Source organism: Ginsengibacter sp., assembly GCF_057362405.1.
Map to the genome: position 1 here is coordinate 1 of NZ_JBMQQG010000050.1, position 13001 is coordinate 13001.

A 13001-nucleotide genomic window follows, 5' to 3' on the forward strand; every position below is an offset into this window, starting at 1 on the left:
AAACTAATTACCTTCGATAATAATTGTCAGATCTACACTAATTGTAAGGAAGTTTGAGGAAAGTTGACATCAGGAAGGTAATGACTGTATTATCAAATAGTACTTTCTATGGCATTTGCAGTTGAGACGACTCATTTATATCACTGGAAGTTAAAGGAATTAGCAACAAGTTATTTTACGATATCTCTGGTTAATTATTTTTTCTCGAACTATATCAAGTAGTGGAAGGGTGTTTCTACATCCTTCTTTTTTTTAATCTTCCACGGCAAACGATATCATCCCAACTTACCTATTACTTTTTAGCGGTGCCTGCATTTTTTAAAGAGGATTCTCTTACAATCAATTCAGATTTTATTACAACAGTACTCGAAAGACTCAAATCCCATACACCTTTCAGATGGTTGATGAGGTTGTGCGCTGCCACCTTCCCCATTTCAAAGCCCGGATAATTTATCGTGCTAAGTTTCGGACTAACCACTTTACCAATATTGTCGTTGTTAAAACCAACAATGGCAATATCGCGTGGAATTTGAACGCCGGCATCTTTCAAAACCTGCATCACCACCGCCGCACAAAAATCGTTTGTTATAAAAATGCCATCGGGCAATGTTTTCATGGACAAAATATGTTTTGCAGATCTAATGGCGTCTTCTTCTTTCAGGCCGTCTACAATAATAAGTTTCTCGTCGAATTTCAGATGATGATCTAAAAGAGCTTGTTTATAACCGCGTGTTCGTTCTGAATACACATTTCGTCTTAAACTGGAAGTTATAATGGCGATCCGTTTGCAACCTTGCTCTATGAGGTGTGCCGTGGCATCATACCCTGCCTGGAAGTTGTTGATAATAACTTTCGCATCATCCCCCTTCTCAAAAACGCGGTCAAAAAAAACAACTGGTATGTTCTTATTTTGAAATTGTTCAAAATGCGACAGGTTTTCAGTATCAAAAGATAACGAAGCAATAATTCCATCAACACGCTTATTAAACAGATTGAGGGCATTCACTTTTTCCAGCGACACACTTTCGGCGGAGTGAACAATTATGAGATTATATTTTGCTTCACTGGCAATTTTCTCAATGCCTGCTAATACCGAAGTAATGAAAGAACTGTTTAATTCATGAAGGATAACCCCAATGGTATGGGTTTTTTGAGATCGCAGGCTGCTGGCGAAAAGATTAGGGCGATAACCCATTGATTCTGCCAGTGCGTTAATTTTCTTACGCGTTGACAGGCTGGTGGACGGATTATTTTGGAGTGCACGACTTACAGTAGCGGTCGATACCCCAAGTTTATCGGCTATATCGTAGATGGTTACCTCTTTTTTTTCTTTCACTTCTCTTTTTGATTTAGTATAAAAATAAGATATCCTTTTAAAAAAAAACATGCAACCGATTACTATTCAGAAATAAATTGGTACTTTAGATTTTATTTAATTCAACTATTGTTTACGATTGCCACGTTAAAGTGTAATCCGGAAATATTTTGGCAAGGTTTTTTGCTGTCTGAAGAAGTGCATAAAAGGAATGCGTCAGGAATAATTATGTATTCGCGAACAAAAAACGAAAGACTTAACGATAGATCAGGCAAACCTAAATCTGGTGAATTATTTTATAGTAGGGCTTATGGGAGGTTAATAACATTCTTGATATGACAGCGACATTTGTTGATACAAGATGCAAGTTATTAAACTGAAGGGTTTTTAAAGAAAGATCATGAACTTTACCGATCTTTCTTAATTTAGTAAGCGCAATATTGCAGTGGGTTTCAATTTTTTTATAACAATCATAAATTTAATCAATAATCAATTATGGAAATAATCTTAGGAGAAAAGGAATACTTTAAAGGATTGGGCCAGGTTAAGTATGAAGGCCCGGAAAGTGATAACCCATTGGCGTTTCGTTGGTATGACGAGAATAAAGTCGTGGCAGGGAAAACATTAAAAGAGCATTTGCGTTTTGCCTGCGCTTATTGGCATTCATTCGTAAACGAAGGGAGTGATCCATTTGGCCCGGGAACCCACGTTTTTGAATGGAACAAAAAAAGCGATCCCATCGAAAGAGCAAAAGATAAAATGGACGCTGCGTTTGAATTCATTACTAAAATGAATTTGCCTTTTTATTGTTTTCACGACGTTGATGTGATAGATTATAGTACCGATGTCGCAGACAATGATAAAAGGCTACAAACAATGGTTGAATATGCAAAGCAGAAGCAAAAAGCAAGTGGCGTAAGGTTATTATGGGGAACAGCAAATGTTTTTTCCAATCCCCGCTATATGAATGGTGCCTCAACTAACCCGGATTTTCGTGTACTTTCTCATGCGGCTGCACAGGTGAAAGCGGCCATCGATGCTACGATTGAGTTGGGTGGTGAAGGTTATGTTTTTTGGGGAGGCAGGGAAGGATACATGACTCTTTTGAATACCAATATGAAAAGGGAGAAAGAACACTTTGCCCGCTTTCTGCATACCGCTAAAGATTATGCCAGGAGAAATGGTTTCAAAGGTACTTTCCTTATTGAACCGAAACCAATGGAACCAACGAAACATCAATATGATTACGATTGCGAAACCGTAATTGGTTTTTTGCGTCAGTATGATTTATTGAATGATTTTAAAATTAATATTGAGGTGAACCATGCCACTCTTGCCGGACATACATTTCAGCATGAATTGCAGGTAGCTGCAGATGCGGGTATGCTTGGATCGTTAGATGCTAACCGTGGCGATTATCAGAATGGATGGGATACAGATCAGTTCCCTAATAATATTAATGAATTAACAGAAGCAATGCTGGTTTTCCTGGAAGCTGGTGGTTTAAAAGGCGGCGGCATCAACTTCGATGCAAAGATTCGTCGTTCATCAACTGATAAGGCTGATTTGTTTTATGCCCATGTTGGCGGAATGGATACATTCGCAAGGGCATTGATCACCGCGGATGCAATTCTTGAAAAATCAGACTTTAAAAAGTTTCGCAAGGATCGGTATTCTTCTTTCGATAGCGGTAAAGGAAAAGAATTTGAAGATGGTAAATTATCAATGGAAGATCTTCGGGCATACGCTATTGAAACAGGCGAACCCGAACAAATAAGCGGCAGACAGGAATATCTCGAAAATATTGTTAACCGGTATATTTAATAAATATTTTTGGCATTAAACACAGACACCCTCTGGTAAAATCTTACCAAAGGGTGTTTTGCATTAAACACATGCCCAACTGCAATTAACCCTGATCGTTAGTTAACATCAATTTCCTAATTAATATAATCTTTCGAAATTTTTGACTGAATTAATAAAAAAAATTATAGTTGAAACTGAGCCCCAATAAAAACCTGGTAATCACCCGAACCACCGGCACCACTGGTATAGATCCCTGTTTGCTTTGTTATTATTTTGTCAAGAGCACTTTGTTTTACCTCGTGCGAAAGCAGGAAAGGAAGATAACTATAAATAGATACCTTTTTAAATTTATAGATGATACCAGGTTCTGCTGAAAGCGTATAGCCGGAACGGCGTATCCCATCACTTTTTCCAATTAAATCATAGACCGGAGCACCCTCATCCCTAATGCCTGCTGAAAATGCCCAGTTTTTTACGTCATAGGTTATTCCTGCCCGTATGGAGAATACATCAATCACGCTAACATCATAAGCACCGAGTAAAATGTTTGCGGGTGTCTCAGGTCTGCCCTGGGTATATTGGGTGCCATTTATATCGGTGGGATTTACGAGATAAAAAAAGTTGCCGTAAAGGCTGATCCTTTTTTTTGAATCGAGAAAATAGTAAGTATTTAATTCTGCAATAATTCCTGTTCCCCCGTCACCTAGTTGTATCGCGGGGTTAAGCGTTGATAATATTCTTGTCGTATCGTTTCTGTAAAAATATCCTTGTTTTTTAAAATCTCCTGTTGGGAACTTAATTCCTAATCCGACCTGAATATTGCCTCTTTGTTTATCAGAAGGTTTCAACAGCCATTTCAATGCAGTAAACTGCAGATCGCCCATCCCAAAGGCACTTGTTGTATGCCTGGCGGTATTTGTGCCGCCATGTTCCGAATTCGTCGCACGGCTGTTTGCTGAAATGGGGAAACCTAAGTCAAGGGACCACCCATTTGGCAAAAACCTGGTAACACCAAAGTCCATTGAAAAAGAATTAATAACATTCTGATTGGGTGGAGGGGTTTTAAGATCCGTTTTTCCTTTATAATCGCGATAGGCCCTAAAGTATCGGTTATTGATGCTGAGTTGCCAGTCGGACGTTGAAAATGATTTGCTGGTTACGTTATATTGTCCCAGCCCTGAAACATTGCGAACGATGATGCAGCCTTGTGGGTAAACACTTACGGAAAATATGCAAAGGCATAAGAAGATGATCAGATTTTTCATTGCAGCAATTTTATTAGTTTAAAATGAAGTTCTAGAAAATCCCAATTAAAGATAATTTTTAATACTTGCATTGGCTGGCATTATTTAGCAATTAGTAGTTGTAGCTTTTAGTTTGCGGTTTTGGATGTGTACCTTGCGGAAATCTCTATTAAGAGGTTTTTAATTTCTCATTCTCCCTGGAGTTTTTTTAAGAGCATTTCTTTGCGGCTTCGGGAAACATCCACGGTTGTTCCATCGCTCATTAGCAAATAGCCGCCTTCGCCTCTTACATATTTTTCCACTTCATTGAGATTAACAATAAAGGAATGATGAACTCTTGCAAAAGAATAATCTTCCAACATTTCTTCAATATCTTTTAATGTACGCGAAGCAATTATTTTCTGTTTATTTTTTAAAAACAAAATTGTATAGTTGCTATCTGCACGGCAACTGATTATGTTTTCAACAAAAATCATTTGTAAGCCTTCCATAGTTGGAATGGCTATTTTATTGATGCTAATAGCCGGCTGTTGTAATTTTTGTAACAAAATTTCTATTTGCTGAGGTAACGGATTGCTGGTACTTACTGCTTTTTGTACAGACTTCTGTAATTCATCCTTATCAATTGGCTTTAATAAGTATTCCAATGCACTAAAGTGAATTGCCTTTAAGGCGTACTGGTCGTAACTGGTTGTAAAAATTAACTTGAAATTTACTTCGGACAATTTTTCCAGCAATTCAAATCCATTCATATGCGGCATTTCAATATCAAGGAAGAGAATATCGGGTTTTTTTTCCTTAATCGACCGGAGAGCGCTGGCTCCTGAATAACATATATCCATAACCGTTACCTCCGTACAATATTTTTCAAGCAATGTTGCCAAAGCTTCACAACTAAAGGGCTCATCATCAACTATGGTAGCTGTTATCATTAATTTTATTTGTCAGGTATAAGAGCCAACTTCCTTTAATTCTCTATAGTGCATTTTTATAATCACCCTAGTGCCGCCCGACCGTCCGTTGTCGTCAAAAATGTCCTCGATGCTGAAATCCGTTTGAATTCCTGAATCTTTATTAAGGAGTGCGAGCCTTTCATTTGTAATTTGCAAACCGAGGGATTTTTGTTTTTCCGCAGATTTGCTTTTAAATTCCGCAGCTTTGCTTCTGCCGATACCGTTGTCAGCAATGGAACAAGTTAGTACGTTTTCATGAACACTGAGTTCAATTTCAAGATGTCCCTGGCCCTCTTTATGCATCAATCCATGCCAGATTGCATTTTCAGCGAATGGCTGCAAAAGGAGAGGGGGAATGAAAACATTGCTGTCGTCGATGGAGTTGATAAACGTAATTCTATAATCAAATGAGTCCTTAAAGCGTAGTTTCTCCATATCCAGGTAAAGGCAAAGCATTTCGAGTTCATCCTCGAGACTAATGAAAGGTTTTTTGGAGTTGGTTAATACGGTGCGAATTAAACGTGAAAATTTGGTAAGGTAATTAGAAGCCGCTTCCGTTTCGTTTTTAAGAATGAAACGATTAATAGAGCTCAGACAATTAAAAATAAAATGAGGACTCATTTGCGCCCTTAACGCCTGCATTTCCAGTTCCATAACGTGTTGCTGAAGTTCTGCCTGTTTATTTTTACTTTCCAGTTTCTCATTCTTTCTTTTAAGCGCAAAATTTTTGTAAATCATAAAACCTGACAATACAGCAATCAACAGGCACGCTAAAAGAATCCATTTTAGCAAAGCCTCTTGCTTCAACTTCTCTTCTTTAATCTTATTGTCTTTGTCCAAAATCTTATTGTCTTTATCCAGGAGTGTAAGCTGATCATTCTTGCTTTTATAATCTGCCTGTTCTTTATAATTAGAGAGCTTCCAGCGAAATTGACTGTTAACAATAGAATCTTTCAATGAGGTAAATTTCTGAAGGTACCAATAGGCGCTGTCATTTCTATGAAGCTGGTTGTAGAGTTTAGCAAGTAGCATGGATCCTTCTAGTACGAATTGCTTTGCTCCGGACTGTTTTGCAATTGAATATGATTCCAGTGCGTATGAAAGCGCAGTTTTATCATTCTGTTTTTGCAAATATGCTTTAGCTGCATCCATAAGTACCCTCATCAAATCCCATCGGTCATTTCCCTTCCTGAAACCGGCAACAGGTTTTAGAAAGATTGTTAGCGCTGAATCGTATTGACTCTTCATCAACAGCGTTTCACCAAGGCTAACATGTGTCATTTCATTTGCTGAATCATCATTTATGGAGGTCTGCAAAAAATAATAGGAAGAATCGGGAAAATTTTTTAAACGGTATATGGTGCCAACCAGGTCATGATAAGTGGCGCTAATAGTAGGACTTTTTACATTGTGGGCATTTGCATAGAAAAATGCCTGGTGATAGTAATCCAGCGCATCTTTATAGGCACCTGCAACTTTATATAATTGGCCGATATTGATAAATGATAATACTACACAATTATGATCACTCATTTCCTGCCGAATCATCAGGCTTTTGCTAGTATAATAAAAGCTGCTGTCAAAATCTCCCAAAATTGCATAAGTCATTCCCGCCCACGACCATGCCTTTCCTTCTCCTTCGCGGTCATCTGATTTTTCGAAAAAGAAAATGGATATTTTTTGGCATTCTAGGGCTTCATCAAATTTATTCTGGCTATATAATGCCTGACCCAGCCAGACATTGCACCACCCAATCCCAAAATTACTTCGAAGCGCTTCAAACAAGCCAAGAGCCTGCCGCAGATAATTTTCACCATTATTAAAATGTTTTCTAAAAATTTCTGCCACTCCGAGAAGCATTATTGACGTCGCTTTTCCCGGGATATAGTTTATGGCGTCAGCCTCTTTATAGCCAAGATTGGCCCAAGTGGAAATGGTGTCGGCGGCAGTCATGGACGGCCACCAGTATTCTATACCAATTGCATTGATGCAATCTATCCTTTCTATACCATACTTTGTTGGTAAAATTTTCCTTAAACTGTCTATCCTTTTGAAGTCAGGATGTTGTGCCAGAGTAACAGAAGCAAGTAATGCAACAGTAAGAAAGGTTATCAATTTTTTACCCTGCAGCATATAGTTTTTATGAACGGTTTGGAATGAGTTAAAAATAATTTCCTGAAAAGCCGCTTTTAAAAAACCCTTTTAAAGTTACATTATAAATGCAATTTTGATTCACATCTTTTATTGAAACTAAATTTTATTTCACAGGAAATATATTGGTAATGTTCAGATGAACTTCAGGAAGTACCATTGGTTGATCACACTGAGCAGTTAGCAGAAAGTAAAATTTTTGCATAAATAAAATCAAATTTCGCCTGATTATAAGTCTGAATAAATATCGCTTCTCTTTTTTTCGAACTATTCTTTCGTTTCAACAAATTATCCTTCATTTCTCCATGCTGCTCATTTTTGCTTTCTATCAGACACAGGTTGAAATAATTTAGAGTTATGCTTCATTTATTTATTCACTAATAAACCAAAGGAAATGGAAAAAGAAATAAAAACAGCCAAGAGGCCTGTAAATCATATTTACACAAAGCATAAAAATGTAAAAAGGCTATTTCTGCCGATTTTGATTTTTTCGTCAATTGTGCTGGTATTGGCGATCACCTACCCGGGTTTTTCACAAACGAGGATTAATTCACAAAAGAGGATTAAAGATTGGTTGAAAATGTCACCGTCATCTTCTGAAGAGGTTCGTTCCTTATTTCCTGCCGTGAACTCAGGCTATATTAATGATATCAACTCGATGGCTATCAGGGATTTTATCAGAAGATTTGATCACACACCGAACGAAAATTAGAGCAAAATAACTAACGGATATATAGCTTTCTTTGAAAAAGATAGCATAAGATTTAAAGTTTCTTACGACAGCAAAGGAAACTGGGTTAATACTATACGCATCTATACCGAAAAGTATTTACCATTCGATGTAAGAAACTCTGTAAAGAGTACTTATTACGATTTTAATATCTACCATGTTACGGAAATTGAATCACACGGTCAACCACTTATTTACTTTATTTATCTTAGAAAGGCAGAAGCCGAAACATCTTTTAAGGCCATAATGTATAGTGCCGGCGAAATGGGCGAAGTGGAACCGCACAACGGAAAATGGAGAGAAAAAACCTTTTCACTCTTCTGATAATTTAAGCAGAAGCGTTTCCATCCTAGGCCGTGTGTCTTGTCCTAAAATTTTATTCCGGTGCTGGGTGTATCACGAATCAAATATCAGGATAGTTCTTTGAATGCTGAATAAATGATGGTAGGACGTCTACCGCATAAGATGTGCAGACAGAGTGTACAAACCCCTTGAAGGTGCTGCAATCAAAAGTTGTGGTGCTGAACGTTCGGGTAAAGATGCTGTGTAAACAGTATGAGGTAAGTGTAAAGAAGCTGAACATGATTGAACCTTTGATGAAGTGTCGAAACGGCTCCTCGTCCTGTAAACGCCAAAAGTTTCCTCGACTGAGGCGATATAACTGTAACGGATAGCTGCATACTGGTTACAGGCAGACCGGACATCAGAGTGAATTAAATATCCTTTCTATTTTGTCGAACTGTTCTTTCATTTTAACAACCTATCCTTGATTTCTGCAAGTTGATCATTTGTGTTTCCTATACGATTTATAATAAGATAGTTTCGGATTATTAATCATTTCAAAATTTCAATAAAATGAAAAAGAAAATTGCTTTACTACTTTTTAGTGCAATCACACTGTTTAATATGGGTTGCAAAAAAAATGATAATTCGGGGCCGCATTGCAATCAATTTGCAAACGGAGAAAATAACGCAGACTTACAGAATGCTGAGACTATAAAGCTTGGTGCCAATGTTCCTGCTGCCTGGTATGCTCTTGCTATCAAATTATCCCGTACTACGGCTAACCAAAATGTAGGACCTATTATTGCCAGAACATTTGGTTATATGGGTATCGCATTATATGAGTCGGTGGTACCGGGCCTGCCAAAATACCAATCTATTCAAACGCAACTAAATGGTTTGCCAACCTTACCAAAAATTGATTGCGGAGAAGAATATTTTTACCCGGAATGTGCAAATGCTGCCTTGGCTCACATGATACATCACCTGTTTGGCAATACATCAACTTCGCAAAATTTTACAATTGACTCGTTAGAAAATGTGTTCTCCACAAAATTTATGTCCGCAATTCCTAAAGCCGTTTATGATCGTTCTTTCAATTTCGGCCGGGCAATTTCAAATGCTATCTACACTTGGTCGGTTTCCGACGGCGGCGATCAGGCATATCTCAACCCTTATCCCGCATCATATGTGCTACCTGCAGGTCCAGGATTGTGGGTACCTCAACCCGGGCAAGCTGCTCAACTTCCTTACTGGGGCAACAACAGAACTTTTATCAAAGACAATGCTATCAGCACGCAGCCACCGCCACCTCCGGCATATTCAACAGATCCATCGTCGCAATTATACCGGGAAGAGTTGGAAGTTTACAATGAATCTATTAACCAGGATCCCAATCATATTGCTATTGCGAGATATTGGGCCGCCTTATCTCCACCTTGTGTGTCACTTTCCATTTTAAGTTCAGTACTTGCCAGCAAACAGTCGAGCTTATCTGTTGCAGCGGAAGCTTATTGTAAAGTGGGTTTGGCTACCTCAGATGCAATGGTATCTTGTTATAAAACGAAGTATGTTTACAATCAACTGAGGCCTATAAATTACATCAGGGCAATTTTGAATTCAACCTGGGTTCCTTTAATTCCAACGCCTCCATTTCCAGATTACACTTCTGCACATTCTGTACAAACTGGTGCAGTTGCCCGGGTGCTCGCTGATATTTTTGGCGACAACACGACATTTACTGACAATAGTATTAACGACCTTGGATTTACGCCCAGGACTTATACTAAATTTTCCGACTATGCTAATGAAGTAGGGCTTTCCCGCATCTATGGAGGAATACATGTTCGCAGTTCAAATTTTGTTGGCCTGCAATGGGGAAATGTTGTAGGAATGCATGTGAGTGCACTCCGATTTCAAAAGAATTAAGAAGTTGTAGAGATTATTGAAGCAAGCAAACATCATTTTAAAAAAGCCAATTAACTAAACTTTTCTCTAATCTTGTAGAGTGTTAAAGCTTAAGACTATTCCTTTCCAGGAATAGTTTTTTTACATCATAGAATTTTTACATCGTATGCTGCCTTTTCAATCATGCAGGTCTTCGCCTTTTGTTATCTAACAATTTATTCAATTTTATCACGACTGTTTATATGCGGAACCAGTCTTCCCTTTCTGCCATACTTATGCTTATATAACGTCTAATCACAAACGCAATAGCAAATATTTACATCGTCAAGTAACATTTTTAGATGTTTGTTCAAAATTCTGCTTCGTCCGGGGCTTTACATGAATCGGCTACATTTGTACACAACTAATATGAGGCAAAATAAAGAGCTACGCAGGTAATAATAGATAAAGAAGTTTGTATATTTAAAGCGACATACAGTATAGGAAAGGTCACTATGATACCAGCTTTTTAAAAAATATTATAATATGATAAGAGATAAGTTATTCGTAAAGCCTGGATTTGTTATTGCCTTTCTCATTGCAATATCAGCTATAGGTTACTTCATTTTCTCAAAATCAAAAGCTGTTATAAAAGAAAAGAAAGAGGCCGCCAATACTGATCAATCTATCGCGGTACTTCCATTTGTAAACACAGGTGCGGACTCCAGCGAGGACTACTTTAGTGACGGATTAACTGATGGAATCCATAATTCTTTAGCTCATTTGAAAGGTTTGAAAGTGTCTGCCAGAAGTTCTTCTTTCCAATTTAAAAACAAGAATGTTGATATAAAAGAAGTAGGAAAAAAATTAGGTGTACGTAACATTTTGGAGGGAAGTGTCCGGATAGAAGGGGACAGGGTTATAATTGCAGCAAACCTGGTTAATGTGCGTGATAGTCTCATTTTATGGTCAGGGAAATACGATGAAAATATGGATAATATTTTCGCACTACAGGACAAGATCATCAACGCCATTGCGGGAAAATTAGAAATTACATTATTACAGAACGAAAATGGGGCTGAAACCAAAAGGCCAACGAGTGCTGAGGCTTATAAATTGTATTTGAAAGGCCGTTCATTTTGGAACCTACGAACGCCACCTGATCTTAAAAGGGCAATAGACTTCTTTAACCAGGCTATCAGGAGTGATTCGTTATTTGCACCGGCTTACGCAGGGCTGGCTGATTGTTATAACGCATTAGGATATGGCAGTTTCCTGGCACCGGGAGAATCATTTCCGAAGGCGTTTGAAGCGGCTACAAAAGCTGAAGCACTGGATTCGACGCTGGCTGAGTCACACGCGTCTCTTGGATTTTATAAATTTTATTACGGTTGGGATTGGGCAGCGGCGGAGCAGGAATACCGCACTGCCATAGCTTTGAACCCAAACTATGAACTCGCTTATGACTGGTATGGCTATTACCTTACTGCCATGGAAAGATACGATGAAGCAAAAGTGATACTTGAAAAAGCAAAAGAACTTGATCCCCTTTCTGCTCCAATTGCCTCCGATATGGGCTTCAGTATTTTATATAGCGGTGATTATGACCTTGCCTTAAAGAAATTACAAGCAGCGTTACAAATGAATCCAAGGCTTCCAATTGTTCATATCTGGATGGGTCGGGCATATCAGGCGAAGAAAATGTACCCGGAAGCTATTGCTGAATATAAGAAAACTTTGGAAATTTCGGTGAATTGGTGTGTAGGTCTCTCAGTTCTCGGCAATGTCTATGGTGTAAGTGGCGACAAGATAGGCGCTCAAAAAATCCTGGATACCCTTGCTGAATTATCATCAAAAAAGTTTGTGACTTCATATGGCGTGGCAACAGTCTACACGGGGCTGGGTGAAAAGGACAAAGCATTTGAATGGTTAGATAAAGCCTACAACGAACGATCTAACTGGCTGGTATGGCTTAAAGCAGATCCCCGGTGGGCTTCTCTTAAAACGGATAAAAGATATGTTGAATTAGTTAATAAAGTTGGACTCCCACAATAAACATTTAAATTTAGTTAACCGCAATCTGCTCAGAACAATATGCCTGGCTATCTTCATCGCTTAAGGATGGTTATAAAATCCAGGAAAATTTGTTTCTGCAAAGTGCCCTATATTTTATCGGTGTTTTTATTATATAACTGTGTTGGGTATGCGCAGAGAACACAAATTGAGGGCCTTAAGACAAAACTGGCTGTTCTACAAGATAGCGCCCGGATTGATTGTTTAAATGAGTTAAGTTTAGCCTACACCTATTTGCAATTAGATTCGGCTACCTTATATGCAAGCGAAGCAATTAAGGAGTCGTTTCGACTTAATTACCAATCGGGACTGATCATGTCCATGAATAATAAGGCACGCATTGCAGGTCTGGGGCTTCGCGATTTTCCGTTACAGGAAAAAATTTGCCTTCAAACAATACAATTAGATAAAAACGAAATCAATAAAAAAGAATTGGTGGAAACGTATATGACCCTGGCATTAGCTTATTTCTGCCAGGGTTATTTCGATAGTGCAACGGATGCATGTAACAAAATAATTCAGCTTTCACAAATTACTGGTAACAAAAAAGCCCTGGGTGA

At 38.2% G+C, this 13001-nt stretch carries 9 protein-coding genes; 5 read left to right on the forward strand and 4 right to left on the reverse strand.

The annotated features are described in order from the left end of the window. Window positions 1-292: 292 nt before the first annotated feature. The gene (locus ACO1O5_RS04185; protein WP_486268583.1) at window positions 293-1336 is read right to left on the reverse strand and encodes a LacI family DNA-binding transcriptional regulator; all 1044 of its coding nucleotides are present in this window, start codon (window positions 1334-1336) and stop codon (window positions 293-295) included. A gap of 474 nt (window positions 1337-1810) precedes the next feature. Here ACO1O5_RS04185 and xylA point away from each other — a divergent pair, with 474 nt between their 5' ends. Continuing rightward, a complete protein-coding gene (gene xylA, locus ACO1O5_RS04190) occupies window positions 1811-3139 on the forward strand; it encodes a xylose isomerase (protein WP_486268584.1) in 1329 nt (442 codons plus the stop codon). A 164-nt stretch (window positions 3140-3303) separates the two neighbouring features. Here the strand turns inward: xylA and ACO1O5_RS04195 are convergent, their stop codons facing one another. The 3 genes from ACO1O5_RS04195 to ACO1O5_RS04205 all read right to left on the reverse strand — a co-directional run bounded on the left by ACO1O5_RS04195 (window position 3304) and on the right by ACO1O5_RS04205 (window position 7451). Continuing rightward, entirely contained in the window at window positions 3304-4386 is a 1083-nt protein-coding gene (locus ACO1O5_RS04195; protein WP_486268585.1) for a hypothetical protein, read from the reverse strand. Window positions 4387-4553: 167 nt separating this feature from the next. Next, on the reverse strand, window positions 4554-5297 hold the full coding sequence (locus ACO1O5_RS04200; protein WP_486268586.1) for a LytR/AlgR family response regulator transcription factor: 744 nt from the start codon (window positions 5295-5297) through the stop codon (window positions 4554-4556). Between the two features lie 12 nt (window positions 5298-5309). Next, window positions 5310-7451: a tetratricopeptide repeat-containing sensor histidine kinase gene (locus ACO1O5_RS04205; protein WP_486268587.1), complete on the reverse strand. Its 2142-nt coding sequence runs from the start codon at window positions 7449-7451 to the stop codon at window positions 5310-5312. Between the two features lie 412 nt (window positions 7452-7863). On the opposite strand from ACO1O5_RS04205, the gene ACO1O5_RS04210 reads away from it, so the two are divergent. The 4 genes from ACO1O5_RS04210 to ACO1O5_RS04225 all read left to right on the forward strand — a co-directional run. Beyond that, window positions 7864-8181: a hypothetical protein gene (locus ACO1O5_RS04210; RefSeq protein ID WP_486268588.1), complete on the forward strand. Its 318-nt coding sequence runs from the start codon at window positions 7864-7866 to the stop codon at window positions 8179-8181. Between the two features lie 873 nt (window positions 8182-9054). Next, entirely contained in the window at window positions 9055-10410 is a 1356-nt protein-coding gene (locus ACO1O5_RS04215) for a vanadium-dependent haloperoxidase (protein WP_486268589.1), read from the forward strand. Window positions 10411-10914: 504 nt separating this feature from the next. Further along, the gene (locus tag ACO1O5_RS04220) at window positions 10915-12423 is read left to right on the forward strand and encodes a tetratricopeptide repeat protein (protein WP_486268590.1); all 1509 of its coding nucleotides are present in this window, start codon (window positions 10915-10917) and stop codon (window positions 12421-12423) included. 102 nt (window positions 12424-12525) lie between these two features. Then, a partial coding sequence (locus tag ACO1O5_RS04225; RefSeq protein WP_486268591.1) for a hypothetical protein occupies window positions 12526-13001 on the forward strand: 476 nt, incomplete at its 3' end.

What these genes read in the sequence shown, in the direction of transcription:
- ACO1O5_RS04195 (WP_486268585.1), bottom strand. Translation starts at nt 4,386, where the DNA reads ATGAAAAATCTGATCATCTTCTTATGCCTTTGCATATTTTCCGTAAGT.
- ACO1O5_RS04200 (WP_486268586.1), bottom strand. Translation starts at nt 5,297, where the DNA reads ATGATAACAGCTACCATAGTTGATGATGAGCCCTTTAGTTGTGAAGCT.
- ACO1O5_RS04205 (WP_486268587.1), bottom strand. Translation starts at nt 7,451, where the DNA reads ATGCTGCAGGGTAAAAAATTGATAACCTTTCTTACTGTTGCATTACTT.
- ACO1O5_RS04210 (WP_486268588.1), top strand. Translation starts at nt 7,864, where the DNA reads ATGGAAAAAGAAATAAAAACAGCCAAGAGGCCTGTAAATCATATTTAC.
- xylA (WP_486268584.1), top strand. Translation starts at nt 1,811, where the DNA reads ATGGAAATAATCTTAGGAGAAAAGGAATACTTTAAAGGATTGGGCCAG.
- ACO1O5_RS04220 (WP_486268590.1), top strand. Translation starts at nt 10,915, where the DNA reads ATGATAAGAGATAAGTTATTCGTAAAGCCTGGATTTGTTATTGCCTTT.
- ACO1O5_RS04215 (WP_486268589.1), top strand. Translation starts at nt 9,055, where the DNA reads ATGAAAAAGAAAATTGCTTTACTACTTTTTAGTGCAATCACACTGTTT.